The 26,200-nt window shown below is 64.9% G+C and carries 26 protein-coding genes; 15 read left to right on the forward strand and 11 right to left on the reverse strand.

All coding sequences use genetic code 11. The annotated features are described in order from the left end of the window. Positions 1 to 123: 123 nt before the first annotated feature. Complete coding sequence (locus XH92_RS06530; RefSeq protein WP_194458512.1) at positions 124 to 699, reverse strand: TetR/AcrR family transcriptional regulator; 576 nt, start codon at positions 697 to 699, stop codon at positions 124 to 126. A 124-nt stretch (positions 700 to 823) separates the two neighbouring features. On the opposite strand from XH92_RS06530, the gene XH92_RS06535 reads away from it, so the two are divergent. Beyond that, on the forward strand, positions 824 to 1,801 hold the full coding sequence (locus tag XH92_RS06535) for a zinc-dependent alcohol dehydrogenase family protein (RefSeq protein WP_194458513.1): 978 nt from the start codon (positions 824 to 826) through the stop codon (positions 1,799 to 1,801). Positions 1,802 to 1,870: 69 nt separating this feature from the next. Here XH92_RS06535 and XH92_RS06540 read toward each other — a convergent pair whose 3' ends face one another. From XH92_RS06540 to XH92_RS06550, 3 genes are all read right to left on the reverse strand, one after another. After that, positions 1,871 to 3,871: a hypothetical protein gene (locus XH92_RS06540; protein ID WP_246788282.1), complete on the reverse strand. Its 2,001-nt coding sequence runs from the start codon at positions 3,869 to 3,871 to the stop codon at positions 1,871 to 1,873. A gap of 301 nt (positions 3,872 to 4,172) precedes the next feature. Continuing rightward, entirely contained in the window at positions 4,173 to 5,021 is an 849-nt protein-coding gene (locus XH92_RS06545) for a substrate-binding domain-containing protein (protein WP_194458514.1), read from the reverse strand. Positions 5,022 to 5,061: 40 nt separating this feature from the next. Next, the gene (locus XH92_RS06550; RefSeq protein WP_194458515.1) at positions 5,062 to 5,760 is read right to left on the reverse strand and encodes an ABC transporter permease; all 699 of its coding nucleotides are present in this window, start codon (positions 5,758 to 5,760) and stop codon (positions 5,062 to 5,064) included. A 126-nt stretch (positions 5,761 to 5,886) separates the two neighbouring features. On the opposite strand from XH92_RS06550, the gene XH92_RS06555 reads away from it, so the two are divergent. Together XH92_RS06555 and XH92_RS06560 are read left to right on the forward strand one after the other, a co-directional pair. Then, on the forward strand, positions 5,887 to 6,699 hold the full coding sequence (locus tag XH92_RS06555; RefSeq protein ID WP_194458516.1) for a uridine kinase: 813 nt from the start codon (positions 5,887 to 5,889) through the stop codon (positions 6,697 to 6,699). Positions 6,700 to 6,713: 14 nt separating this feature from the next. After that, entirely contained in the window at positions 6,714 to 7,538 is an 825-nt protein-coding gene (locus XH92_RS06560; RefSeq protein WP_194458517.1) for a molybdenum storage protein subunit alpha, read from the forward strand. Between the two features lie 207 nt (positions 7,539 to 7,745). Here the strand turns inward: XH92_RS06560 and XH92_RS06565 are convergent, their stop codons facing one another. Beyond that, entirely contained in the window at positions 7,746 to 8,126 is a 381-nt protein-coding gene (locus tag XH92_RS06565) for a hypothetical protein (protein ID WP_246788285.1), read from the reverse strand. Positions 8,127 to 8,199: 73 nt separating this feature from the next. After that, positions 8,200 to 8,808, reverse strand: coding sequence for a TetR/AcrR family transcriptional regulator (locus XH92_RS06570; protein WP_194458518.1), 609 nt, complete (start codon positions 8,806 to 8,808; stop codon positions 8,200 to 8,202). 112 nt (positions 8,809 to 8,920) lie between these two features. Here XH92_RS06570 and XH92_RS06575 point away from each other — a divergent pair, with 112 nt between their 5' ends. The 8 genes from XH92_RS06575 to XH92_RS06610 all read left to right on the forward strand — a co-directional run bounded on the left by XH92_RS06575 (position 8,921) and on the right by XH92_RS06610 (position 15,951). Next, a complete protein-coding gene (locus XH92_RS06575) occupies positions 8,921 to 9,616 on the forward strand; it encodes a PspA/IM30 family protein (protein WP_194458519.1) in 696 nt (231 codons plus the stop codon). A 55-nt stretch (positions 9,617 to 9,671) separates the two neighbouring features. Next, entirely contained in the window at positions 9,672 to 9,947 is a 276-nt protein-coding gene (locus tag XH92_RS06580) for a YiaA/YiaB family inner membrane protein (RefSeq protein ID WP_194458520.1), read from the forward strand. A gap of 368 nt (positions 9,948 to 10,315) precedes the next feature. Then, complete coding sequence (locus XH92_RS06585) at positions 10,316 to 11,383, forward strand: hypothetical protein (protein WP_246788287.1); 1,068 nt, start codon at positions 10,316 to 10,318, stop codon at positions 11,381 to 11,383. Beyond that, positions 11,380 to 12,255 (forward strand): ThiF family adenylyltransferase, encoded by an 876-nt coding sequence (locus XH92_RS06590; protein WP_194458521.1) that lies wholly within the window; start codon positions 11,380 to 11,382, stop codon positions 12,253 to 12,255. The genes XH92_RS06585 and XH92_RS06590 overlap by 4 nt, the downstream gene beginning before the upstream one ends. After that, positions 12,252 to 13,451, forward strand: coding sequence for a hypothetical protein (locus tag XH92_RS06595; protein WP_194458522.1), 1,200 nt, complete (start codon positions 12,252 to 12,254; stop codon positions 13,449 to 13,451). Before XH92_RS06590 ends, XH92_RS06595 begins: the two co-directional genes overlap by 4 nt. Then, positions 13,448 to 14,569 (forward strand): GNAT family N-acetyltransferase, encoded by a 1,122-nt coding sequence (locus XH92_RS06600; protein ID WP_194458523.1) that lies wholly within the window; start codon positions 13,448 to 13,450, stop codon positions 14,567 to 14,569. The genes XH92_RS06595 and XH92_RS06600 overlap by 4 nt, the downstream gene beginning before the upstream one ends. Continuing rightward, complete coding sequence (locus tag XH92_RS06605; RefSeq protein ID WP_194458524.1) at positions 14,566 to 15,561, forward strand: hypothetical protein; 996 nt, start codon at positions 14,566 to 14,568, stop codon at positions 15,559 to 15,561. Before XH92_RS06600 ends, XH92_RS06605 begins: the two co-directional genes overlap by 4 nt. A gap of 183 nt (positions 15,562 to 15,744) precedes the next feature. Continuing rightward, complete coding sequence (locus XH92_RS06610; RefSeq protein WP_035651034.1) at positions 15,745 to 15,951, forward strand: hypothetical protein; 207 nt, start codon at positions 15,745 to 15,747, stop codon at positions 15,949 to 15,951. A 211-nt stretch (positions 15,952 to 16,162) separates the two neighbouring features. Here the strand turns inward: XH92_RS06610 and XH92_RS06615 are convergent, their stop codons facing one another. After that, the gene (locus XH92_RS06615) at positions 16,163 to 16,738 is read right to left on the reverse strand and encodes a DUF2478 domain-containing protein (RefSeq protein ID WP_194458525.1); all 576 of its coding nucleotides are present in this window, start codon (positions 16,736 to 16,738) and stop codon (positions 16,163 to 16,165) included. 90 nt (positions 16,739 to 16,828) lie between these two features. Further along, complete coding sequence (locus XH92_RS06620; RefSeq protein ID WP_194458526.1) at positions 16,829 to 18,238, reverse strand: aldehyde dehydrogenase family protein; 1,410 nt, start codon at positions 18,236 to 18,238, stop codon at positions 16,829 to 16,831. Positions 18,239 to 18,415: 177 nt separating this feature from the next. On the opposite strand from XH92_RS06620, the gene XH92_RS06625 reads away from it, so the two are divergent. Beyond that, positions 18,416 to 18,796, forward strand: coding sequence for a hypothetical protein (locus XH92_RS06625; RefSeq protein WP_194458527.1), 381 nt, complete (start codon positions 18,416 to 18,418; stop codon positions 18,794 to 18,796). Positions 18,797 to 19,175: 379 nt separating this feature from the next. Here XH92_RS06625 and XH92_RS06630 read toward each other — a convergent pair whose 3' ends face one another. Further along, complete coding sequence (locus tag XH92_RS06630) at positions 19,176 to 20,027, reverse strand: SDR family oxidoreductase (protein WP_194458528.1); 852 nt, start codon at positions 20,025 to 20,027, stop codon at positions 19,176 to 19,178. Between the two features lie 193 nt (positions 20,028 to 20,220). Between XH92_RS06630 and XH92_RS06635 the strand changes: the two genes are divergently transcribed. Next, positions 20,221 to 21,717 (forward strand): aldehyde dehydrogenase family protein, encoded by a 1,497-nt coding sequence (locus XH92_RS06635; protein ID WP_194458529.1) that lies wholly within the window; start codon positions 20,221 to 20,223, stop codon positions 21,715 to 21,717. Positions 21,718 to 22,147: 430 nt separating this feature from the next. Here XH92_RS06635 and XH92_RS06640 read toward each other — a convergent pair whose 3' ends face one another. After that, positions 22,148 to 22,531 carry a winged helix-turn-helix domain-containing protein gene (locus tag XH92_RS06640; RefSeq protein WP_194458530.1) on the reverse strand — a complete coding sequence of 128 codons (384 nt, stop codon included), beginning with the start codon at positions 22,529 to 22,531 and terminating at the stop codon, positions 22,148 to 22,150. A gap of 102 nt (positions 22,532 to 22,633) precedes the next feature. On the opposite strand from XH92_RS06640, the gene XH92_RS06645 reads away from it, so the two are divergent. Both XH92_RS06645 and XH92_RS06650 read left to right on the forward strand, forming a co-directional pair. After that, on the forward strand, positions 22,634 to 23,761 hold the full coding sequence (locus tag XH92_RS06645) for an alkene reductase (RefSeq protein ID WP_194458531.1): 1,128 nt from the start codon (positions 22,634 to 22,636) through the stop codon (positions 23,759 to 23,761). 223 nt (positions 23,762 to 23,984) lie between these two features. Further along, positions 23,985 to 24,500: a GFA family protein gene (locus tag XH92_RS06650; protein ID WP_246788289.1), complete on the forward strand. Its 516-nt coding sequence runs from the start codon at positions 23,985 to 23,987 to the stop codon at positions 24,498 to 24,500. Between the two features lie 54 nt (positions 24,501 to 24,554). Here XH92_RS06650 and XH92_RS06655 read toward each other — a convergent pair whose 3' ends face one another. Continuing rightward, complete coding sequence (locus XH92_RS06655) at positions 24,555 to 26,039, reverse strand: hypothetical protein (RefSeq protein ID WP_194458532.1); 1,485 nt, start codon at positions 26,037 to 26,039, stop codon at positions 24,555 to 24,557. Positions 26,040 to 26,200: the final 161 nt, after the last annotated feature.

The following is a 26,200-nucleotide window of genomic DNA, read 5'->3' on the forward strand; positions in this document are numbered from 1 at the left end:
CAGTTCCGGGCGCCCATGTAGGCCAATCCGGAAGTGGTCACCGAGTTCCTTAGATCAATAGGATGATGAAAATCATGTAATCACATTCGTGAGAGGACGCGAGGCCCGATCGGAAGACCAAACTCAGGCCAGCAGGCCCATCACCTGGTCGATCACGGCCTTCACCTGTTTCGAATCCGGCCGTTGATGCGCCAGCGCCAGCAGTCCGGCATGCACCACCATGATGGTGTGCGCGGTGACGTCGGGGTCGAAGCCCTTCCTGAACTGGGCGCGGTCGGCGCGCAGCCGCGCGCGCAACAGCTCCTCGAGCCGCCGGTTGTAGCGTTCGATGCTCTTGCGGAGGTCGGCCTGGTCGAGCGAGCCGTCGGTCGCTGAATTGATCGACAGGCAGCCGCGCTGTCCCTTCTCGCCCGAGCAATATGGGATGAAGCCGGTGAGCCACTGCCTGATCGCCTCACGGGCGGGCACGGGCTGGGCCAGGGTGCGCTCGGCCCAGCCCAGAATGCCGTCGTGATAGCGGTCGAGCACTTTCAGAAACAGCGCGTTCTTGTCGCCGAAGGCCGCATAGAGGCTGGGCTTGGCGACGCCGCTCGCGGCCGTGATCTCGTCGAGCGAGGTCGCCTGGAAACCCTTCCGCCAGAATACCTGACGAGCGATTTCCAGGACGTCGTCCGGATCGAAGCTGCGTGGCCTTGCCATAGAGCCTTTTTATGTACTCCCGGGTCGGATGTGAAGCCTTCACCTTGCCGTGAAGGCAATTGGAGCCATTGACGTCATCCCGATTCTGTACTTAGTAGTACATAACGAAATCGGGAGATGTGCCATGAAGGCGGTTCAGGTCGTTGCGTTCGGACGTGCCCAGGATGTGGTCAAGCTCAACGAGGTGCCCGACGTCGGCAGTCCGGGTCCCAATGAGGTCGTGGTCGCGGTGGAGGCTGCGCCGATCAACAATTCGGATTTCATGATCATCGCCGGGCGCTACGGCTATCTGCCGACGCCGCCGGCCACGCTCGGGATCGAGGGCGTCGGGCGGGTGGTCGCCGCGGGCCCGGAGGTGAAGAACCTGAAGGTCGGCGATCGCACATTGATCCCGTTCACGGTCCCGACCTGGACCGAGCGCGTCAAGTTCACCGCGTCATGGCAGCGCCCGCTGCCCGACAATGCGGACGTCCAGCAACTCTCGATGATCGGCGTCAATCCGGCGACCGCCTATCTGCTGCTGACCGATTTCGTGAAGATCCCGCACGGCGGCTGGGTGATCCAGAACGGCGCCAATTCGGCGACGGCGCGCGCGGTGATCGCGGTTGCCAAGTCGCTGGGGTTGAAGACGGTCAACGTCGTCCGGCGCGAGGAGGTGGTCGACGAGGTCAAGGCGGCCGGCGGCGATATCGTGCTGGTCGACGGACCGGATCTCGCCAAGCGCGTCTCCAGGGAGACCGGCGGGGCACCGATCCTGCTGGCGCTCGACGTCGTCGGCGGCACGTCCGCCTTGAACCTGATGAATTGCCTGGCGCCGAAGGCGGTGCTCGTGATCTACAGCGCGATGAGCGGGCAGCCGTTCTCGGGCTCGGCGTTGAGCGTGATCTTCAAGGAAGTGTCGGTGCGCGGCTTCTGGCTCGGCCATTGGGGCAAGACCGCAACCGACGAAACGCTGGCCAGGATGTACGGCCATCTGGTGCCGATGGTCGCATCGGGCGCGATCAGCGCGCCCGTCGTCGGGAGCTATGGCCTCGCGGATTTTTCGCAGGCGATCGCGCAGGCCTCGGCCTTCAAAGGCAAGGTCATCCTCACGCCGGGCTAGGCGTCTACCCGGGCAGTTGGCGGCGTGACACGGCGATGCCGTGTCCGCCACCGGATCGCGACGGGGCAGCTAGACGATGGTCGTAAGCGTGAATGCGTGCCAGGAGCCCCAGTCGATGCCGTCGAACGCGCGCACATACATCGTCTCGGTGCCGGTGGCGGCGCCACCGCGGACCCAGACGTCATCGACGTTAGCGGCGCTGACGTCGATGACGGTGGCGGCCGGCCAGTGCGAATTCCCGGAGGTCCAGAAATAGCCGCTGTTGGCGCCGCTGCCGCCATCCCAGAACTGATATTCGCTCGCGGGATTGCCGTCGGCGTCGGAGTAGGACAACAGGTTGCTGACCTGGCTCCACTCGTTGATGTGCAGGGTCTGATCGTTGATCGAGGCGATCGGCGCGTGGTTGGGCAGCGAGGTCAGGGTGAAGCTGTCCCAATTGCTCCAGGCGGTCCCGTCGAACGCACGCACATACATGGTTTCGGAACCGCCGGCGGTGCCGCCTTGCACCCAGACACTGGACAGATCGGACGCGGCCACGTCGATCACCGTGCCGGCTGCCCAGTGTGAATTGGAGGGCGTCCAGAAATAGGCGCTGTTCGCGGCCGCGCCGCCGTCCCAGAACTGGTATTTGGTGATCGCATCGCCGTCGGCGTCGGATGCCGTCGTCCAGTTGACGATCTGTGCCCACTGCGCGGCGTTCAGCGAATGATCGCTGATCGTAACCGTCGGGGGCGTGTTGGTGGACGTCACGGTAAAGGGGTCCCAACTGCCCCACGCGGTGCCATCGAACGCCCTGACCCACATGGTCTCGGAGCCGGTCGCCGAGCCGCCCTGAAGCCAGAGGCTGTCCAGATCGGACGCCGAAACGTCGATCACGGTGTTCGCATCCCAGTGGGAATTGGTCGGCGTCCAGAAATACGCGCTGGTCGCGCCCGTGCCGCTGTCCCAGAACTGATACTTCGTGATCGTATCGCCCTCGGCATCGCTGGTGCTGAGCCAGGCCTCCGGCTTGACCCATTGATTGACGTGAACCGACTGGTCGTTGATGGTCGCGACCGGCGGCGTGTTGACCGTCGACGTCAGCGTGAAAGTATCCCAATTGCTCCACGTGGTGCCGTCGAACCCCCGGACCCACATCGTCTCCGATCCGGTCGCCGAGCCGCCCTGGATCCAGACATTGGCGAGATCGGCGGCCGAAACGTCGATCACGGTGTTGGCATCCCAGTGGGAATTGGTCGGAGTCCAGAAATAGGCGCTGGTCGCGGCCGTGCCGCTGTCCCAGAACTGGTATTTCGTGATCGCATCGTTATCGGCATCCGACGTCGTCAACCAGTTGCCGACGGTGACCCACTGGCCCATGTGCACGGAATGATCGCCGATCGTCACGACGGGCGGCGAATTCGTCGACGTCAGCGCGAAGCTATCCCAGTTGCTCCAGTCCGTTCCGTCGAACGCCCTAACCCACATGGTCTCGGAGCCGGTCGTCGAGCCGCCCTTGATCCAGACATTGGCGAGGTCGGCGGCCGAAACGTCGATCGTCGTGTTGGCGGCCCAGTGCGTATTGGTCGGCGTCCAGAAATAGGCGCTGGTGTCGGACGTTCCGCTGTCCCAGAACTGGTACTTGGTCGCGGCATCGCCGTTGGCGTCGGAATAGTTCAGCCAGTTCGTGACCTGCGCCCATGTGTTGGTGTGCAGCTGCTGGTCGTTGATCGTGGCAACGGGAGGCGTGTTTGGAATCGTCGTGAAGGTGAACGAGGTCCAGTTGCTCCAGTCGGTTCCGTCGAACGCTCTCACCCACATGGTCTCGGAGCCGCCGATCGAACCGGCACGCAGCCACACATCGGAGAGGTCGGACGCTGCAACATCGATGACGGTGTTGGCATCCCAATGGCTGTTGGTTGGAGTCCAGAAATAGCCGCTGGTCGCGGCGGAGCCGCTGTCAAAGAACTCAAAGCTCTGCGCGGGATTGCCGTCGGCGTCGACATAGGTCAGCCAGGGCTGCATCTTTTGCCACTGATTGTACAGCAGGCTGTGGTTACCGATCGTGACGACCGGTGGGGTATTGGCCATGGTTTGCGTCCTCGTGGTGCGCCGGTCGAAGCCGGCAAATGTTCAAGGTGCAAGGCAATCAACTTCGTGCCCGCGAAGCGGGCTCGTCTTGCTGCGGCGTCATTGGGCTGAGAGCAGCGATCAAAAAAGCAGCCAGTATCAAAATCACGATCGCAGAATTTGAGTGCCTCATCTATGACGGGGGTCACACCCGTCCGCCACGCGGAGTGCGACAAAACGTCCTACATCTCGCGTTCTGCCCCTGCGGTGGGTCAGGCCCGGCGCGTGCTTACGGAACGCGACCGGGCCGCTCCTTGTCTGCTCAGGCATTGGGATCGTTCGCGTTGGGATAGAACAGCTGCTGGCCATTGATCTTGTAGCCGGCGATCGCGTTCTGTCCTTCCGGTGAAATCAGAAAGTCGATGAAGCGCTGGCCGGCTTCCTTCTTGACCGCGGGATGCTTGGCTGGATTTACCAGCATCACCCCGTACTGGTTGAACAGCCGCTTGTCGCTTTCAACCAGGACCGCCAGCTCGCCGCGATTTTGGAACGCCAGCCAAGTGCCGCGGTCGGACAGCACGTAGGCGTTTGACGCCGAGGCCATGTTCAGTGCCGCACCCATGCCCTGGCCGATTTCCTTGTACCACGAGCCGCGGTCGTTCACGATGTCGATGCCGGCCTCCTTCCAAAGCTTCAGCTCGGCAATATGGGTGCCGGAATGATCGCCGCGGGAGACGAACGGCACGGCTCTGGTCTTGATGGTCTGCAGCGCCGCGACGACATCCTTGCCCTTGATGCCTGCCGGATCGTCCTTCGGACCGATGACGACGAAGTCGTTATACATCACGGGATAGCGCTTCACGCCAAATCCCTCCGCAAGGAACTTCTCCTCGGCCGATTTGGCGTGAACGAACACCACATCAGCATCGCCGCGGCGTGCCGTGTCGAGCGCCTGACCGGTGCCCTGCGCCAGCACCTTCACCTCGACGCCCGTCTTCTGCTTGACGATCGGGATGAGGTAGCTGAACAGCCCGGAGTCCTGGGTGGAGGTCGTCGACGCCACGACAATTGACTGATCTTCCGCCCGACCCGGATCGATGAAGGTCTCTGCACTGAGCGCGGCAAGCGCGATGATTGCGAGGATGCGCAGTGAGCCGAACCAGTGCTTCATGTGAGCGATCTCCCTTGGAACTACGACATTGTTTGGCGCCTCAGCGACCGGTCAGGATGCGTCCGATCAAAAAGCTCAACGCGCTCACGGTCATCGAGAGGATGACGAGGATGATGCCGAGCGCAAGCGCGAGGCTCAACTCTCCCTTGCTCGTCTCCAATGCGATGGCAGTCGTCATGGTGCGTGTATAGCCGCGCACATTGCCGCCGACGATGATGATTGCGCCGACCTCGGCGATCGCCCTGCCGAAAGCAGCGAGAAACGCGGTCAATAGCCCGTCGCGTCCGATGGCCATCAGCGGCCAGGTGGCACGCAGGCGCGAGGCGCCGTCGACGAGAAGGGCATCGCCGTAACGGGCCCAGACACCCACCATCATCCGGTGCACCAGCGCAATGACGATGGGAATGCCGAGAATCGCCTGCGCGATCACCATGGCGGTTGGCGTGAACAAGATCCCGAGCGCTCCCAACGGTCCCGATCGGGATAGCAGGAGGTAAACAGCAAGTCCCACCACGACCGGCGGCAACCCCAAGAGCGCATTGACGGCAACGATCAACGCAACTCTGCCCCGGATCCGGTAGATGGCCAGCGCCGTCCCCAACGGCGCCCCGATCGCGAACGCAACGAGGCTCGCCGTCAGGCTGACGCCAAGCGACAGGCCGACGATCTGGCGTAGTTCCGGATCAAAATGGCCGATAAGGCTGGCAGCCATACCCAGCGCTTGGGCAAAATCATTCATGGCCTCTTACTAAGCCAGACCTTGGCAAATAAGCAAAATCATCGAGCTCTTGAGACCCGCCCCGCTTCCCGCTACCAGTGCGACCCGGACGCAATGCCGGGCGCATTGGAGATAAGGACGTTTCTCATGGCGAACACGACGGCGGAGCTTCAATCGCTCCTGATGCAGCGGTCGCTGACCGATCCGCAGCTTTTGGCGACGGCGGAGGCAGCGCCGAACTTCCGGATCCTGCCGGATGCCGCGGTGATCAAGATCGGCGGCCAGAGCGTGATCGACCGCGGCCGCGCCGCCGTCTATCCGCTGGTCGACGAGATCGTCGCCGCCCGCAAGGTGCACAAGATGCTGATCGGGACCGGCGCGGGCACCCGCGCCCGGCATCTCTACTCGATCGCGGCCGGACTTCGGCTGCCTGCCGGCGTGCTCTCGCAGCTCGGCGCCTCGGTTGCCGATCAGAACGCGGTGATGCTCGGCCAGCTGCTCGCCAAGCACGGCATCTCCGCGGTCAGCGGCGCCGGCCTCTCGGCCGTGCCGCTCTATCTCGCCGAGGTGAACGCCGTGATCTTCAGCGGCATGCCGCCTTACGGCCTGTGGATGCGGCCTGCGGCCGAGGGCACGATCCCGCCCTACCGCACCGACGCCGGATGCTTCCTGGTCGCCGAACAATTCGGCTGCAAGTCGATGATCTATGTGAAGGACGAGAACGGCCTCTACACCGCGAACCCGAAGACCTCGAAGGGCGCCACCTTCATTCCGAAGATCTCGGTCGCCGAGATGAAGGCGAAGGGATTGCAGGATTCGATCCTCGAATTCCCGGTGCTCGATCTGCTCGCCACCGCGCGCCATGTCCGCCAGGTGCAGGTCGTCAATGGCCTCGTCCCCGGCAATCTCACCCGCGCGCTCGCGGGCGAGCACGTCGGCACCATCATCACCGCGAGTTGAAGAGAGACACGACCATGGATGACACCATCAAGCACGTCGCTTCGCCGCTCGCGCGCCAGACCCTGCTCGATAGCGATCTCACCCGTCCCGTCGCCGGCGGACGCCCGATTCCCCTGCTGCCCTGGGTGCAGGTGGTGAAGATCGGCGGCCGCTCCATCATGGATCGCGGCCATGAGGCGATCCTGCCTGTTGTCGACGAGCTGCGCTCGCTGCTGCCCGAGCACCGCATGTTGATCCTGACCGGCGCCGGCATCCGCGCCCGCCATCTCTACAGTGTCGGCCTCGATCTCGGACTGCCGGTCGGCTCGCTGCAGCCGCTCGCGGCCAGCGAAGCCGGGCAGAACGGCCACATTCTCGGCTGCCTGCTGGCGCCGGAGGGCGTGTCCTATATCGAGCACCCGACCATCGCGAGCCAGCTTGCGATCCATCTCTCCGCAGCCCGCGCGGTCGTCGGCAGCGCCTTCCCGCCGTATCACCATCATGAATTCCCGGTCTCGCGCATCCCGTTGCACCGCGCCGACACCGGTGCGTTCCTGATCGCCGATGCGCTCGGCGCGGCTGGTCTCACCATCGTCGAGGACGTCGACGGCGTGTACAGCGACGATCCGAATGGTCCCAACGGCAAGAAGGCCGAGCTGCTGCGCGAGACGAGCTTCGCCGATCTTGCCAAGCTGAAGGGGACGCTGCCGTTCGATCCCGCGCTGCTCGAGGTGATGGCCAATGCGCGCCATATCGAGCGGGTGCAGGTCGTGAACGGCCTGGTCCCGGGCCGGCTCACCGCGGCGCTGCGCGGCCAGCATGTCGGATCGATCATCCACACCGGCGCGCGGCCGGCGTAAATCGAGCGGTCGACTTCACCTCGCCCCGCGTGCGGGGAGAGGTCGGAACGCATCGCTAGATGCGCTCCGGGTGAGGGGGACTCTCCGCAAACGCAGCTGTCACCGTATGCGCGGAGGCAGCCCCTCACCCCAACCCTCTCCCCATAAGAACGGGGAGAGGGAGCATAACGCCGACGCTAGTCGAGCCAATCTCGTCGTCGCGGGCGGCTACTTGATCGTCGCGTGCACCGTGATGACCGAGGTGCCGGAAGCTTTCGGCCCTTGACCCGTCGCCTTGATGGCAAACGTATCGCTGCCTTTGTACTTGGCCTTCGCCCTGTATTCGAAGGTCGATGCGTTGATCTTCTTCAGTTTGCCGTAGGCCGGCTTCTGCGAGATCGCCGAGTCCGTCACGGTGCCGCGGATTCCGATCGGGATCTGGCAGCTCTCGCCGGATGCGAGGTCGATATCGCCGGTCGAATTCTCGCCCCAATCCGCCAGCGTCACCGACATCGAGCATTCTGGCGTGGGCTGCGCTGAAGATGCCGGCGTGACGTTTGATGCTGCAAGGATGAGCGCCACTGCGGCGACCACGATACTCGTTTTCATGCAAGGCCCACGGCTTGAGGTTTTCGGCGCAGGAATCCTGCAACGTGGCAGCGGGGTAGGCAAGTCGGATCCCTTACTCCTTCTTCGCCGTCAGCCCATCGACCATCGCGCGCGTCAAGGTCGAGATCTCGCTGCGTAGCGCGCCGATCGGCACCGCGATCAGCTTGTGCTCGAGGCCGAGCGCGACCATGCCATGCACGGCGGAGAACAGGCTGCGCGCGGTGACGCCGAGCTGCGCCGGCGTGCGCTGCGGAAACAACGCGGCGAGCGGCTTGTAGATGTGGCGGAACAATTCCATCTGCTCGGTGATCGCCCATTCCGGCACCGGCTTGTCGGGCTGCATGCGATGCTCGAACAGCGCGCGCCACAGCTCGAGATTGTCGGCGGCGAAGTCGCAATAGGCGACCGCGATCCGCACCAGCATCTCGCGCGGCGCCGCCGCGCCGCCGATCTCGGCCAGCGACAGTGAGGCATCGAGCCGCGCCAGCGTGCGCGAGCCGACGCGCAGGATCAGCTCGTCGACATCCTCGACCAGATTGTAGACGCCGCCATTGGCGACCCCGATTTCCTGGGCCAGCTCGCGGGTTTTCAGGCCACCGAGACCCTTTGCCGCAATCGCCCGTTCCGCCGCCTCGATCAGCGCTTCGCGCAGTTTTGCACGTCGTTCCAATGCCTTGGACATATTTCACCTGTCGTTAACCATATGCTTGAGCGTCGCTCAAATAATTCTTGAGCAATGCTCAGTATGTGGTACAAGAGATTCATGAGCGATGCTCATAACAGGGAGCGATGAAATGTTCAAAACTGTTTTGACGATTTTCCGCGGCAGCGTGGCGGCAGCCGAGGAGGAACTGCAAGATCGGACCGCGCTGGTCGTCCTCGACCAGCAGATGCGCGATGCCGCCGCCGCGGTCGACCGCTCGAAGCGGACCCTGGCGCTCGCCATTGCCGGCGACGCGCAGGAGGGCCGGCGGCTCGAGGCGACCAATGCCCGGATCGCCGATCTCGAGGTGCGCGCGTCGGCCGCGCTCGACGGCGGCCGGGAGGACCTCGCTCGCGAAGCCGCCCAGGCGATCGCCAATCTCGAGGCCGAACGCGACGCCGCAATGACCGCGCGTACGCTGTTCGCCACCGAGATCACCCGGCTGAAGCGCCACGTCGCCAATGCCGAGGCGCGCATCGCCGAGCTCGATCGCGGCCGGCGCCTCGCCCGTGCCTCGGAAGCCGTGCGTTCGCTGCGCCGGAGCGGCATCGAGGCGGCGCGGCCCTACGAAACGACGCTGCCGGAAGCCGAAGCGACGCTGAAGCGGCTGCGCGAGCGGCAGATGGAAGCCCAGGCGGCCGATGACGCGCTGTTCGAGATCGACACCGCCTCGGGACCGGTCGTCATCGCCGAGAAGCTCGCCGAGCAGGGCTTTGGCCCGCGCATGAAGTCGACGGCCGACGATGTGCTGGCGCGGCTGAAAGCCAGGCGCGCGCCCGCAGCCTGAACCTCAAGCCTGCAACTGAACCGTCATCAAACCAATCATCATCAAGGAGACGACCATGAACCAGACGATCCAACCCCACAGCGGCAGCTGGGTTGCCTTCACCTACGCGTCCTTCGCAGCTTCCGCCTTCCTCGTCGCCATCGGCGTGTTCTTCCTGCCGATCAGCATCTGGATGCAGGGCTATCTCACGATGGGCATCGTGATGCTGGTCCAGACCTGCATCACGCTGACCAAGACGGTGCGCGACAATTACGAGAGCAGCAAGTTCGTCAACCGCATCGAGGATGCCAAGGCCGAGCGCCTGCTGATGGAAGTCTCCAAGGCGGGGTGAGGCGGAGTCAACGGGACGCGGCGGGTGCTTTCACCCGCCGCTTTTGAGACGCTTTGCGCCGATCGGGTCCCGTCATCCTGAGGTGCGAGCCTCTTCGGCGAGCCTCGAAGGATGCACGGCCCGGCCGGTGGCCGTCGACCCTTCGAGGCTCGCTCCGCTCGCACCTCAGGGTGACGGAGAAGGAGCACGCACTTTGCCGCCACGAGCTTCACTTCTCGCAATGACGGCGTGGATGGACCGTAGGCCTCTTACCACCAACTTGTTCCGTTTCCGGAACGCCTTGTTTACCCTGCGGCGAACAGCGTCAGGTTGCGCTCATGGCTCCTTAACAGGGGTGAGTGCAGAGATCGCGGCCGAGGGACAGAGAAATGGCGTCCACCGACAATCCACCGCCGGCTTCGCGCGGCAGCAGGAGCCTGGCCAAGAATCTCGGCAAGGCGCGCGCGGCCCTTGACGGCCTGCGCAGCCATGGCGGCTTCTGGCTGAAGGCGCTGTCACAGCCGACCATCGATCTCACCTTGCGTACCCAGGCCGGCCAGCGCACCCGCATCGTGGAATCGCCGGGCCTGTCGCTGCCGAAGGACGAGCTCGACGCGCTGATCGAGCAGCTGCGCATCGTTGCCGCCAAGACGCTGCCCGAGGAGAGCCTGAGCTATGGCATCTTCTCCGGGGAGCCGGAGCGCCTGTCGCGCGCCGTTGTCACTTTGATCTCCGAGGAAGAGACCGGCCGGCCGATCGCCTTCAACGCGCTATCGGTGATGGACGTGCCGCTCGACGGCGAGCCCGCTGAAGTCACCCATCTCGGCCTCGTCATGGTCGATCCCGACGTGCGCGGGCAGGGGCTGTCCTGGGTGCTGTACGGCCTCACAGCGCTGGTGCTGTTCGCCCGCGATGGCCTGCGGCCGAAATGGATCTCCAACGTCACCCAGGTGCCGGCGGTGGTCGGCATGGTCAGCGACACCTTCTCGGACGTGTTTCCGTCGCCGCTGCCGGGCGCGCGGCAGAGCTTTGCGCATCTGCAGCTCGCGCGCGGCATCATGGCAAAGCATCGCGCGGTGTTCGGCGTCGGCGAGGAGGCTGGCTTCGACGAGGCTCGCTCGGTCATCACCAATGCCTATACCGGCGGCTCGGATGCGCTGAAGAAGACCTTCGGGATCGCGCCGAAGCATCGCAACGCCGTCTACAACGATTTTTGCGAGCGCGAGCTGGATTACGGCCGCGGCGACGACGTCTTGCAGATCGGCCGCGTCGATCTGGCCGGTGCGCGCCGTTATCTGATGAGCGAGGTGCCGTCGGGCTCGCTGCCGGCATTGCTCGCAGCATCCGCGATGCTGGCGCTGCAGCGGCTGGTGCTGCCGGTGGTCTATTGGATGGACGACACCCGTGCCTTCGGCACCTTGCGGCCGCGCAGGCAGGACAACGGGATCGCGCGATGAATTTCGATTACTACTCCTTCACCGGCCGCAACATCGGCTTCATCGATGAACACGAGCAGCAGCTGCTGCGCCAGGCGCGGGTGTTCGTCTGCGGCGTCGGTGGCATGGGCGGCGCCGCCTTCATGGCGCTGGCGCGGGCCGGCGTCGGCAAGTTCGTGATCGCCGACATCGATCGCTTCGAGGTCTCCAACCTCAATCGCCAGGTGTTCGCCTTCGCCGATGAGGTCGGGCGCGAGAAGGCGGCGGTCGCCGCCGAAGCCGCCAAACGCATCAACCCCACCATCGAGGTCGAGGTGCTCGGCGAGAACTGGACCAGTGAGCTCGCCGGCATTGCCGAACGCTGCCCGGTCATCGTCAACGGCATGGACGATATCGCCGCCGGCGTGCATCTTTACCGGACCGCCAAACGCGCCGATGCGACCGTGATCGACGCCTACATGTCGCCGCTGCCGTCGGTGATCGTGGTGCGTCCGCACGACCCGCGGCCCGAGCAGCGGCTCGGATTTCCGACGCTGGCCAAGGACTGGACCGACATCACCGAGGACGACCGCCGCGCGGCGATGCGTGCCGAGATCGAGCACGTGATGCTGCACTCCTCCTCGCGCAACTATGTCGACCTCGCGATCGCAGGCGAAGTCGCGGCCGGCCGCCGCAGCCGGATGTCGTTCGCGCCGATGGTGATCTCGACCGGCATGCTTATGGCCTATGAGGCGGTCGCGCTGATCCTCGGTCGGACCTCCGGCACCGATTGCCGCGGCTGGTTCCTCAACCCGCATCGGCCGGCGATCGAGAAGCCACGCAATGCGCTGGTGGCCGCCCTGATGCGCCCGCTGGTGCGGCGGGCGATCGATCAACTGACGGGCGTCGCATGACCTCCGGGGTGATCGCCGATTCCATCGTCAATCTCTGCGGCGCCATCGGCGTCGCGGTGGCGATGATGACGTTCTACCGGCGCGATCCCAAAAGCCCTTTGACCCGCCGCCTGCTGCTCGCGCTTGGCGTGATCGCGATCCTGTTCCTCGACCGTGGGCTTGCGTGGTGGAGCGGAAGCTTTGTGCTCGATCGCCTCTCGGTGATCCCGGCCGCGCTGATCCCGCTCGGCGCGCTTGTTGTCACCGAAGGCATCCTGCGGCGGCATGCGCCGCGCGCGGTCAAGATCGCGGCGCTCGCCGGCGGCATCGTGCTCGGCCTCGGCGGCCTGTTCGGACTGCAGCGCTTTGCGATGCCCTATGCGGTCGCGCTGGCGCTATTCCAGCTGATTGGTTTCGGCACCTGCGCGCTGCTGCTGGCGGCGCGCGACCGTGCCTCGCTGATGGCCTCGGAAAACCGCAGCATCGGCCGTATGGCGGTCGGCGCGCTGGTGGTGATCCCGTTCATCCTCACCGATTTCCGCACGCTATTCCCCCACATCCCGGTCCGGCTCGGCGCGTTGGGTGCGCTGCTGACGGTGACCGTGATGCTGATCGCCGGCGGCGGCGCCGAGACCCGCCGCCATGGGCTGGCGATGATGGCGCTGCGGCTGATCTCCTCTGGCCTGCTCGGCCTCGCCGCCGCGTTCATGGCGTCCGATGTCGACGCCGCGCAGATGGTCCGGTTCGTCGCGGTCGCGATCGCCGGCGTGCTGACCATCGGCCTGATGACCGACGCGCTGCGGGCGCTGTTCGAATCGCAGGAGCCCGGCGTGCTCAATTCGGTCGCTGCGTCGCCGGCGCGGACGCGGGAGCAGTTGATCGCCGAGCTTGCGCGGCATCCGATCTTCGAGAGCGCGCGGCGTTTTCGCGAAGACGAGCTCGTATCTTACGATCCGCCGCTGCTGCGCGACTTCCTGTCGATGAGGCGCGTGCTGCGCCGCTCCGAGGCGCCGTGGGGGCTGGCGCCGACCGACCCCGCCGCCGAGCGCATGGTTTCGCTGATGTCGGCCAACAGCGCCTCCCATGTCATCGTGCTCGCGCACGACCCGCTGGACATCATCGTGCTCGCCGTGCCGGTGACCGCGGCCGATCCCGCCACCGAAACCGCGCTGGCGCTGGTGCGGCGGCTGCTGGCGCTGACCCCGGAGGCCAAATGACGCTTGAGATCCGGGAGGGCGACCGCAGGGCGGCGTTCGACGCCGCACTCAATGCCTATGGGCGCGACAGCCTCTACGTGCCGCCGCTGTGGAGCGATTTCGACCGGATGTTCGATGCCGCGAAGAACCCGTTCATCACCGAAGGCCACGGCCGCTATGCGTTATTTTCCGCGCATCGCGACGGCCGCCCGGTCGGCCGCATCGCCGCCTCGATCCACGATGCCTCGAACCGCAAGCACGGCACCCGTCACGGCGCGTTCGGCTTCTTCGACTGCATCGACGACGTCGAGGTCGCCGATGCGTTGCTGCGCGCCGCCGAGCAGTGGCTGTCCACACGCGGCATGAGCCGCGTCGCCGGCAATTTCAATCTGACGGCGATGCAGCAGATCGGCGTGATGACCGACGGCTTCGACCATGCGCCGTTCACCGACATGATGTGGTCGCCGCCGCACATCGCGCAGCATCTCGAACGCGCCGGCTACACCGCGACCTTCCCGATGACGACGTTCGAGATCGCGCTCGACGGCGGCAAGCCGGAGCAGCTGCTCGGCGACAAGCAGCGCGCGGTGCTGGCCGATCCGGATTTCGTATGGCAGCCGATAAAGCGCTCCGCCTTCAAGGTGCGGCTGGAGGATGCGCGGCTTATCCTCAATGACGGCTTTGCCGACAATCCGATGTTCGTGCCGCCGACCGCCGCCGAATATCTGTTCCAGGCCGGCGACATGATGTGGATCATCGACAAGCGGATATCGACAGTGGTCTATCACCGCGGCCGCCCGGCTGGTGCGATCATCGCGATCCCGGACCTCAACCCGTTGATCAAGGCGATCGGCGGGCGGATCGGACTATCGGCGCCGTTCAAATTCGTGCAGCACCGCATGCTGAACACGCGCGCGGTGCTGATCTATCAGTCGGTCTGCCGCGACTTGCACAATCGCGGCCTCAACGGCGCCATGCTGTACCGCACCGCGCTGGCGCTGCAAGAGGCTGGTTACCGCACGCTCGGCGGCACCTGGATATCAGACATCAACGCTCCGTCGCTGCGCCAGGTCGAGAAGGCCGGCGCCACGCCGCTGCACCGGCTGCATCTGTTCACCAAGCGGCTGGCCGCGGCATGAGCGAGCTGACGCCGGATTTGCTGCACGAGCTGGTCGCCGAGGCGCGGCTGGCGCCGAGCGTCCACAACATCCAGCCGACCCGCTGGCGCCTGCTCGGCGACGGGCGGCTGGCGCTGGTCGACGACACCACCGTGCGCGCGCCGGTCGCGGATCCCGCGGGACATGATGTTCTGGTCTCGCACGGTGCGGCGCTGGAGGGCATGAGCCTTGCGCTCAACCGCCGCGGCCTCGCCATCACGGCCATGACCACGATTGAGCAGCCGCTGTCGCCGCAATTCGCCGCGCTTTGCAGCTTTGCGATCAGGCAAGGTGTCGCGCCCGATCCGCTGGCCGGCCATGTGACGCACCGCATGTCGTGGCGCGGCAGGTTCGAGGCGTCGCCGGACGATGCCGCGCCGCTGGTCCAGCTTGCCGTCGCGCGTGACGATTTGATCTGCATCGGCGACCGCCGGACGATTGCCGATATCGCCGGCTGGGCCGACCAGGCCGAGTTCTCCTTTGTCCGCGGCGATGACTATCGGGCCGAGCTGCTTGAATGGATGCGGCTGGCGCCCAGCCATCCGCACTACCTGCTTGATGGTCTCAATCGCGACGCGCTCGCCATGAGCGCGGTCGAGGCGACCGCCGCCCGCTACGTGCTCGGCAGCCTGTTCAAGCCGCTCGATCGCCTCGGCCTCGCCGCATCGCTGCTGTCAGACGGCGCCAAGACCGTTTCGGCCGCGGCGATCGTCCTGTTCTGCCGTCCGGTCGGTGAGGATCCACTCACGACGGGGCGGCATTTCTACCGCGGCTGGCTGGAGATCGATCGCGCCGGTTTCGCGGCCTGTCCGATCTCGGCGCTGGCCGATCACCCTGACTTCAACGATCGGCTGCGAAAGCTCGGCAGGATTGGTGCCGACCTGCGCCTCGTCAACGTGTTCCGCGTTGGCCGGCCGTCAAAGCCGCTGAAACCGCGGCATTTCCGGCTGCCGGTCGACCGGCTCATTGTCTGAAAAATAAGCTGCAATCCCCGCTGTCAAAGCTTCACGCGGTCGTGCTATGACGCGGCCCGCCAGAGCCTTTCCGTTCCGATTGAATCGGAACGGGCTCTTGCTTCTAGTTTTGACGCGTTTTCTTCACGCGAACCGGTACCCACTTCGCTCGAAAACGTTCTAACCAAACGACCGGTGGAGATGATGTCGAAGCAATCGCTGCGCGAGGAGGCTGAGCGCCTGATCCGCGAGACCATGGAAAAGCGGAACCTGGTCATCAAGCAGGGCACGACCCGGATCGAGGCGGTCTGCGGCAAATGCGGCGCGCCGAACCGGGTGCAGGCGGAAAAGGGGCAGACCCGTGTCAAGTTCACCTGCAAGAACTGCGACCACAAGCAGGAAACGCTGTAGGCGGAGCCGTAGCCTGTAGGGTGGAGCTCGCCAACTCATCCTGCGATTCTGCATGTCCCGTCATCCTGAGGAGCGCGTAGCGCGTCTCGAAGGATCGACGGCCACCAGCCGGGCCGTTCATCCTTCGAGACGCCGCTTCGCGGCTCCTCAGGATGACGGTGATAGTGCGGAGAACGGATTGGCCGAGCGCTAACCCATCCTACGAAGCCCCTTACTTGAGCACTTCGCACACCGTGGTGTGATCCGGCGCGATCCGGGCCGCGGTTCGCAGCGAGACGTTGCGCCACCAGGCGTCCAGCGCGTGGCGGTCGCAGGCGAGCTTCACGCTCATGCCGCCGGCGAACTTGATCCAGTCGGCAAAGCTCGCGCGTGACACCGCGATCACGACGGGAATATCGGCGTCGAGCGCCCGCTCGATCAGGAAGCCAAGGCCCTTGCCGTCGCGTTCCCGCTTGCCGAAGCGGTTGACGATGACGAGATCGGCGCCGCCAGCGAGCGCGTCGACGACGCGGACGCCGGCGTCCCGCAGCCGCGACAGATCGAGCTTGCAGCCGGTTGCACCAGAACTTGTAGTACTTGGAGCCGGCGGCTGCGCCAGCAGCAGCGTCTCGCCGCTGTGCACCAGCACCGCCGACAGGCTGGAGTCAGCGCATTGGCCTGATTGCACCATGCCGACCACGCGTGTGCCGCGCGCCTTCAGGCCGTCGGCGAAGTCGCGCAGGATCGTGTCGGGATCGTCGTTGTCGTCATGGACCAGGGCAGCAAGGTCGCATTGGGCGTCGAACATGATGGGCTCTGTTCGTTGTGGAGGAGGGAAGCGGCCGCGGCGCCAAGGGGCGCCAAGGGTGCCAAGGCGTCGCGGCCGCATGTTGCCGGATCAGGCGGCCGGCGGGCCGTTGATGATCTGCAGCTGGGTGAATTCGGCGAGGCCTTCCTCGGCGAATTCGGTGCCGATGCCAGACTGCTTGGCGCCGCCGAACGGAATGTTCGGGGCCATGTCGAGGTGCTTGTTGATCCACACCGTGCCCGCCTCGATCCGGGTCGCGATTTCATGCGCCCGCTTGATGTCCGACGACCACACCGAGGCGCCGAGGCCGTAGGTCGTGGCGTTGGCGCGGCGGATCACGTCGTCCTTGTCGGAATACTTGATCACGGGCAGCACCGGGCCGAACTGCTCCTCGTCGACCAGCTTGGAGCCTTCCTTGATGTCGCGCACGATGGTCGGCTCGATGAAATAGCCGGGACGGTCCATCGCGGCGCCGCCGGCGATCACGTTGCCGTTCTTGCGGGCGTCGTCGAGGAACGCCTTCACCTTCTCGTACTGCATCTTGTTCTGCAGCGGCCCGAGCTTGGTGCCCTGCTTGGAGCCGTCATCGACCACGGTGTTCTTCGCGATCGCGACCAGCTCGTTGCAGATCTCGTCATAGACGGATTCGTGCACATAGAGCCGCTTGATGGCGAGGCAGACCTGGCCGGAGTTCTGGAACGCGCCCTCGAAGATGCCGGGCGCGACTTTCTTCGGATCGACGTCGTCGAGCACGATGCCGGCGTCGTTGCCGCCGAGCTCGAGCGTGATCCGCTTCAACGTCTGCGATGCGCTCGCCATCACCTTCTGTCCGGTCGCGGTCGAACCGGTGAAGGAGATCTTGCGGATGTCGGGATGCTTGGTCATGTGATCGCCGAGATCGTTGGCGTCGGCGATGAAGTTCAGCACGCCCTTCGGCAGGATGTCCTTGACCAGCTCGGCAAAGCGCAGCGAGGCCAGCGGCGTGGTGGGCGCAGGCTTCACCACCAGCGTGTTGCCGGCGAGCAGCGCCGACGGCAACTTGAACGCCAGGATCAAAAGCGGATAGTTCCAGGGAATGATCGCGCCGACCACGCCGAGCGGGCGGCGATAGGCCTCGACCTTGCGGTCGCCGGAATTCTCGACCACGCGCATCGGCAGGTCGAGCGAGCCGAGATAGCGGAAGAAGCCCGCCATGCCCATCACTTCGCCGGTGGCATCCGCGAGCGGCTTGCCCTGTTCGCTGGTCAGGATGTGGGCGAGCTCGTTGGTGTTGGCCTCGATCGCCTCGGCCATCTTGATGATGAGCTTGCGGCGCTCTTCCATCGGCGTGGCGGCCCAGGCCGGGTAGGCGGCCTTCGCGGCGGCGACGGCCTTGTCGAGCTGCTCCTTGGAGGCGCGGGGGCATTGCGCCACCACCTCTTCGGTCGCCGGATTGAGCACCGGCATAGTCTGGTCGCCGGGTACCATCTTGCCGTCGATGAGAAGCTTGTAATCACTCATAGGCTTTGCGCTCCCTGGTCAAACGGGCCCTTCGCGGGCCTCGCTATATCCAGACATATATCACGGTTATGGTGGGCGGGCCACGGCCAAAGATGGCCGCCCAATAACGGCTGGACGGCGGCGGGCCACGCGATATATCCTTACGAATATAACGAAGAAATGATCTGGAGTGCCGGTATGCAGATCGAAACCCAGGAGCTCACCACCTGCGAAGTCGCGCCCGACGGCTGCGCCATTTCGCTGGGATTCGTCGACGGCAAGGGTGAGCCCGCAACCATCCGCCTGTCGATCAACCAGGTCGGCGCGCTGGTGATGACGCTGCCCGGGTTGATCAGCAAGGCGCTGCAGACCCGTTTCGGCGACCAGAGTCTGCGCTACGCCTATCCGCTGGATTCATGGGTGCTCGAGCAGTCGACCGATCCGGCCCACGGCATGATGACGCTCAAGACCTCGGACGGCTTCAGCGTCTGTTTCTCGATCCCGCGCGCCCAGCAGAGCGAGCTCGGCGAGGCGCTGGTGGCGCAGCCGGCGACAAAGGTGCAGGTGCGGGCGAATTAAAGGTGCGTAGGGTGGGTTAGCCGAAGGCGTAACCCACCATTTGTGCCGCGGCGGGAGAAGAGGTGGGTTACGCTCGGCCAACCCACGCTCCGGACTATCACCGTCATCCCCGCGCAAAGGCTTCGCCTTTGTCGCTGGAGGAGCGCGCTCTTGCGCGCGTCTCGAAGGATGAATCGGCCCTAGTCGGGCCGTCGACCCTTCGAGACGCGCTTCGCGCTCCTCAGGGTGACGGGATAAATAGCCGCATGGGTGGAGCTGTGCTCCACCCATCCTACGCGTCCTCCACGTCATTGCGAGCGAAGCGAAGCAATCCATCCTTCCGCGTATGCGGCGCCATGGATTGCTTCGTCGCTTCGCTCCTCGCAATGACAGGCGGTGTTCACTTCCCCTTCACGAACGCCGCGAACGCATCGCCGAAATCCGGGTGCCAGCGCGACAGCGGCGGGCGGTTCTCGACGATGTCGCCGGCGGCCCACAGGATACGGCGCTCGTCGAGCGCGCGCGGCACGTCGTTGTCGGGGCAGAGGATATAGAAATCGCCCGCGGCGAGGTGCTCGATCATGAAGTCGACGGTCTGCTCCGCCGTCCAGGCGCCGGCCGGCTTTTCGGTGCGGCCGCGCGCGGTCAGTCCGGTGAAGACAAAGCCCGGGATCAACAGATGCGCTGAAATCCTGCAGCCGTCGGTGTTGCGCAGCTCGTGCTGCAGCGCCTCGGTGAACGCCTTCACGCCGGCCTTGGAGACGTTGTAGGCGGGATCGCCCGGCGGCGTGGTGATGCCCTGCTTGGAGCCGGTGTTGATGATCAGTCCCGGCTTGCCGCGCTTGATCATGTTGGGCGCGAACGCCTGCGTGCCGTTGATCACGCCCCACAGATTGACGCCAAGGATGCGCTGCCAATTGTCCGCCGGCCCGAACATCGCGCTGCCGGGCTGGATGCCGGCATTGTTCATCAGGATGTCGGTGCCGCCGAACCTCGAAGCGACGGCGGCCTCGAGGCTTGCGACTTCATCGGGACGGCTGACATCGACCGCAGCCGTCATGATGTCGGCCGCGCCGCCCGGCGCCGCAGATGACAGTTTTGCGGCGGCCGCCTTCAGCCTGTCATCGCCGAGATCGGCGATGCAGACCTTCATGCCGGCTTCGGCAAACCGTGTCGCTGCGGCAAGCCCGATGCCGGAGGCGCCGCCGGTGATCACGGCAACATGATTGGCTGATATCACGGGATGGGGCATCGTCGCTCTCATTTGTGGCTGAGTTGGAAAATCAGTATATCGCACCTGGCCTGCACGCAGGCGCATGGGAGGTTTTCATGCGCGCCACCCTCGACAACGCTTGCCTCGCTTTACGGTTTCGCGGCCGCGCTGTAGAATCGTCGATATAACGCTTCCAAAAGACCTCAGCCGACATTTTACAGGGAGTGCAAACATGGCTGTTTCGCAAGCTATTCCGATTACGCGCCATCCTTATGCCGATGGCTCCTACAAGAAGATGCTGATCGACGGCAAATGGGTCGACGCCGCCTCCGGCAAGAAATTCGAAACCCACAACCCCGCCACCGGTGAGCTGCTCGCCTCTGTCGCCGAGGGCGATGCCGAGGACATCAACCGTGCGGTTGCGGCGGCGCGCCGCGCCTTCGAAGGGCCGTGGAGCAAGGTGAAGCCGTTCGAGCGGCAGAACATGCTGCTCAAGCTCGCCGAACTGGTCGAGGCCAATTTCGAGGAACTGTCCCAGCTCGACACGCTCGACATGGGCGCGCCGATCAGCCGCACCCGCGGCAACAAGCTGCGCGCGCTCGGCATGTTGCGCTACTATGCAGGCCAGGCCACCGCGATCCACGGCGAGACCATCGATAACTCGCTGCCCGGCGAGATCTTCTCCTACACGCTGAAGGAGCCGATTGGCGTGGTCGGCGCCATCATCCCATGGAACGGGCCGTTGACCGCCTCGATCTGGAAGATCGGTCCCGCGATCGCGACCGGCTGCACCGTGGTGCTGAAGCCGGCCGAGGAATCGCCGCTGACCTCGCTGCGCATCGGCGAGCTCTGCATGGAGGCCGGCATTCCGCCCGGCGTCGTCAACGTCGTGCCGGGCTATGGCGAGACCGCGGGCGCCGCGCTCGCCTCGCATCCCGATGTCGACAAGGTCGCCTTCACCGGCTCGCACGTCACGGGTCAATCGATCATCCGTGCCTCGGCCGGCAACCTCAAGCGGGTCTCGCTCGAGCTCGGCGGCAAGTCGCCGGACATCGTGTTCGCCGATGCCGATCTCGACGCGGCGGTGCCGGGCGCTGCGATGGCGGTGTTCGCCAACTCCGGCCAGATCTGCAGCGCCGGCACGCGGCTGTTCGTCGAGCAGAAGGTCTATGACGAATTCGTCGGTCGTGTCGCCGAGTTCGGCAAGAAGCTGCGGGTCGGCAACGGCCTCGACCCCAACACCCAGATCGGGCCGTTGGTGTCGCAGCAGCAGATGGATCGCGTCTCAGGCTATCTCGACATCGGCCAGAAGGAAGGCGCCAAGGCGCTGGCCGGCGGCGGCCGCCTCACCGAGGGCGCGCTGTCGAAGGGCTATTTCGTGCAGCCGACCGTGTTTGCCAATGTGCAGGACAACATGCGCATCGCGCAGGAGGAGATCTTCGGCCCGGTGATCTCGGCGATCTCGTTCAAGGACCCGGAGGAGCTGATCAAGCGCGCCAACGCCACCACCTTCGGCCTCGGCTCGGGCGTCTGGACCACCAATGTCAGCAAGGCGCACCAGGTCGCCAAGGCGCTGCGAGCCGGCTCGGTCTGGGTCAATTGCTACCAGGCCATGGACCCGGCGGTGCCGTTCGGCGGCTACAAGATGAGCGGCTACGGCCGCGAGTCCGGCAAGCAGCACGTCGAGGAATATCTCAACGTCAAGGCAGTCTGGATCAAGACGGGCTAGGCGGTGCTTCCTGCCTCTCGCCGCCTGCGGCGGGCAATCGCATATGGCATTGTAGTCATCCTTCGAGACGCCCGCCGTTGGCGGGCTCTTCAAGATGACGGGGTGATTGCTCAGCTTCCTCAGTGTCATCACCCGCGCATGCGGGTGATCCAGTATTCCAGAGACCGCAGTGCTTGAGCCGAAGGGCCGCGGCGTACTGGATCGCCCGGTCCATGTGCGCAATTGCGCACAGGCCGGGCGATGACGGTGGTGAAAGAGGAGATAGCCTCTCCTCACCTCAACGTCTGCATGATTTCGGAATATTAGAAATATACCCTTGAGTTGCCCGACGTGTCAAGTGACTTTGTCGGACGCCGGCCGCCGCCGGCTACTGTGCATGGGGTTGTTTTCGATATTTTCGTAATGCGCCCCGTGACGGCCGCCCGTCCGCTTACCGTCCCGCGGCCCTCTTCGGCTTGCCGATGTCGCTGCGCAGCGCCTCGAGATCCTTGCGCACGGCGGTCGCCGCATCGCGCTCGATCTTGCGGTAGCGCGCCACCAAGGAGAGGCCGAACGGGGTCAGCACCGCGCCGCCGCCGTTCTTGCCGCCGGTCTGGCGCTCCACCGCGGCCTGCCGGCAGATGCGGTTGATCTCGTCGACCAGGTCCCAGGCGCGCTTGTAGCTCATGTCCATGGCGCGGCCGGCGGCGGAGATCGAGCCGCATTCCTTGATCTGCTCGAGCAGCAGGATCTTGCCCGGCCCGATACGGTCTTCGGCATCGAGATCGATGCGGACGCTCAATGAGGGGAGCGATGTGGCGCTCTGTTTCGACATGGCAAGCCTGCTTGTCTGTTCGCTAGATTGCCACTACCTGCTTTTGCGAACAAGATGAACCCGTGACATAACGGGACATCACAAAGAATAATCGGGGTAGGCATGAGTTCTCCATCGCTGTTTTCGCCGCTCAAGGTCGGTCCCTATGAGCTGAAGCACCGCGTCGTGATGGCGCCGCTGACGCGGATGCGGGCGGCGCGGCCGAGCCTCGCGCCGCGGCCGATGAACGCGGAATATTATGCGCAGCGCGCCACACAAGGCGGCCTCTTGATCGCGGAAGCCTCGCCGGTGGTCGCGACCGGCTTCGGCAATCCCGGCGTCCCCGGCATCTACAGCGAGGCCCAGATCGCGGGCTGGCGCGAGGTGGTGGATGCCGTGCACGCCAGGGGCGGGCTGATCTTCCTGCAGCTCTGGCACGTCGGCCGGGTCTCGCATTCCTCGTTCCAGCCGGATGGCGCGCTGCCGGTGGCGCCGTCGGCGGTCGCGATCCCCTCCGAGTTCAAGTGCATGACGGCGGACGGCAAGGTGGTCGATTACGAGACGCCGCGTGCGCTCGAGATCGGCGAGGTCGCCCTGATGGTCGAGGCCTACCGGCAGGGCGCCAAGAACGCGCTCGCCGCCGGCTTCGACGGCGTCGAGATTCATGGCGCCAACGGCTATCTGATCGAGCAGTTCCTGCAATCGCGCAGCAACCTGCGCACCGACCAGTATGGCGGCTCGATCGAGAACCGCGTCCGCTTCCTGCTGGAGGTGACGCAGGCGGTGACCGAGGTGTGGGGCGCCAACCGCGTCGGCGTGCGGCTCTCGCCCTACGGCATCGCCAATGGCAGCGGCGAGGCCGACCCGATGCCGCTCTACAGCCATGCCATCAAAGCGCTGGACAAGTTCGGGCTCGCCTATCTGCATTTCATCGAGCCGCGCGCCTCGGGCACCGGCCGCGCCGAGGTCGACTGGCAGAACGTGCCGTCCGCGATGGTGCTGTACCGTCCGATGTGGAGCGGCGTGCTGATCACGGCCGGCAATTTCGTCAGCGATAGCGCGCAGAGCGCGGTCGCGGAAGGCCATGCCGATGCGATCGCGTTCGGCCGTTACTTCATCTCCAACCCGGACCTGCCGCGCCGCCTGCAACGCGGCTATCCGCTGACCAAGTACAATCGCGCGACCTTCTATGCCGGCGAGGAGAAGGGTTACACGGATTATCCCGTGCACGACGAACTGGCGCAGGCGTAAGTCTTCGTGGCTTCGTAGCCCGGATGAAGCGCAGCGCAATCCGGGGCTCATGCATCGGCGGATCAACCGTTCCCGGATTTCGCTTCGCTGCATCCGGGCTACGATAGTCTCTCTCCGTCATTGCGAGCGAAGCGAAGCAATCCATATCTCCTGGTATGCGGAGGGATGGCTTGCTTCGTCGCTTCGCTCCTCGCAATGACGCTGAGCAATGGAGCGTCCCCCAATGTTTCCGGACGACGAGTTCGAGCTAACCAAAAAGCCAAAACCCGTGGCGCTGGCGAAGCCCGCGGCCGGCCAGTGCCTGTGCGGCAAAGTGCGGTTCGAGATCGACGTGCCGGCGCGCTGGGCCTGGCACGACCACACTGCCGCGAGCCGCCGCGCGCATGGCGCTGTCTACGCGACCTATGTCGGCAGCTGGAAGAAGCGCTTCCGCATCACGCAAGGCGAACGCGAGCTCTCGCGCTACGAGGATGCCGCGACCAAGACCGCGCGCAGCTTCTGCGCCAATTGCGGCACGCCCGTCATCTATGAGCGTGCGCGGTCGCCGCACATGGTGAACATCCCGCGCGCGCTGTTTTCGGGGCGCACCGGCCGGCAGCCGCTCTACCACATCGCGATCGAGGAATTGCAGGAGTGGGCCTACACCGGCGAGCCGCTGGTGCCGCTGAAGGGCTATCCCGGCGTGGTCTGGCAGCGTTCGAAAAGGAAGAAGCGCAGCGAGCGCGAGGGGATGTTCTAGGCAGTTTCGGTTTTGATTGAATCGCGGGGCCGGGCGAGGCGCACCGGCGCGGCGTCAGTGCTTCACGTAGATGACCTCTTCCGATCCCGCGTATTCCTCGGTCCATCCCTTCTTGTCGACGAGGTATCTTTTCAGCGGTTCGTGCGCCTTCACCCAGAGTACCGTGTCGATCTTGTACTTGGCGAGCACCGTATCCCAGGCGGTCTCGTCGATCTCCCATTTGATCAGGCTGAAATAGTCGCGCAGCAGCTCGTCAGGATAGGCGGTGGCGGACCGGCCGTCGATGAACACCGGCACCGTACCTCGTGTGTAGAAGATCAGGAGCCCACCGACGTTCCAGTGGTTGAGCAGCCGTGCATGCGGAAAATGGGTCTGAAGATAACGCGCATCCTGCTCCGAGAGCAGCTGCGGCATCGCGAGCGCCGGTCTGACGACCATCAGCGTCAGCGGCAGCGCGCACATTCCGACTATGCCGGCAACCAGGAGCGAGCTCTGGACCTTGAGATCGTTCAGTTGCTTAGGCAGCAGCCGGTCGATGTGAAGCGCCAGCGGCACCGTTGCGAACATGAAGAAGAACGACATGTACCGGTACTGATAGAATCCGAGCAGCAGGAACAGCCAGGACAGCAGCCGCGCCTCCAGCGGAGCCGGCGACGAAGCCGGGTGGCGGAGCTCGAACGCGGCAAAGATGGCGATGTAGACGATGCCGGGAATGCTGCCGGGCACGGTGAAGTTCGCCGAGTAGGGCCACCACTCGGTGATGTGCGCCTGCGCGAAGTGGCCGAGCGTCGTCGTGACGCCGTCATAGATGTGCCAGCCGAGCGGATTGATCAGGATTGCAACAAGGCAGCCGGCGGCCGCGAAACCATAGGTCCTGACGCCTGCCCAGTCCCGCCTGAGCAAGCACGCCGCGCCGAAAATGCCGATGATGAAAAGCCCGAGCACGAAGCCGCCATGCAGATTGGCCCAAAGCACCATCATCACCGGCAGCAGGAACCATCGCCTTCTCTTCAGGCACTCTGCGTAGAAAACGACGCAGAACAACATGGTCGGGGTGTTCGGCGAAGCGGCGAGATAGGAATTCGGCGCGGTCACGAACGCCGGGTAGAGCAGGCACGCGGCGAGAACGGAAATACAAACCGCAAGTGTCGAAGCGTCGCTGCGCAGGCAGATCGATGTCAGATATCCGGCGATGACGGCGCCGCATGCAACGACCGCCAATGTGAGGCCGGTGTATCCCGTGTATTGAAACACCACGCTGGCGATCACGTCCCAGAGCCAGGACAAATTGTACCATTGCCGGTCGCCGAGGGTGAATGACCAGGGATCCTGGAAGGGCACCTTGCCGCGCTCCCTGATCAGGTCTCCGGCGGCGAGGTGCCATCCGAGATCGAGGTGGCCGAGCAGGAGCGGCCCGTTCGCCAGGTAGTACACGGACGTGACGGCGATCAGGAAGACATAGAGTCCCGGCTTGTCGAGCCGGATCGTTCCTGGTCGTCCAACCGGCTTGGTTCCGTTCCAGGCCGCCAGCGCGTCCATGACTGAGTCCCCGCGATCGAAGCGAGCCATCTGCGGGCCCTGCATGCTTTCCGTTTGCCTGGTGGATGCAAACCATCGTTGCTTTAGGGCACGCTCGCTAAAGTAGCGTTAAAGTCGGCGGCGCAATTCGATGGCTCCCGTTGAGGGACCGGCCGACGCAG

It is taken from the genome of Bradyrhizobium sp. CCBAU 53421 (assembly GCF_015291625.1).
Taxonomy (GTDB): domain Bacteria; phylum Pseudomonadota; class Alphaproteobacteria; order Rhizobiales; family Xanthobacteraceae; genus Bradyrhizobium.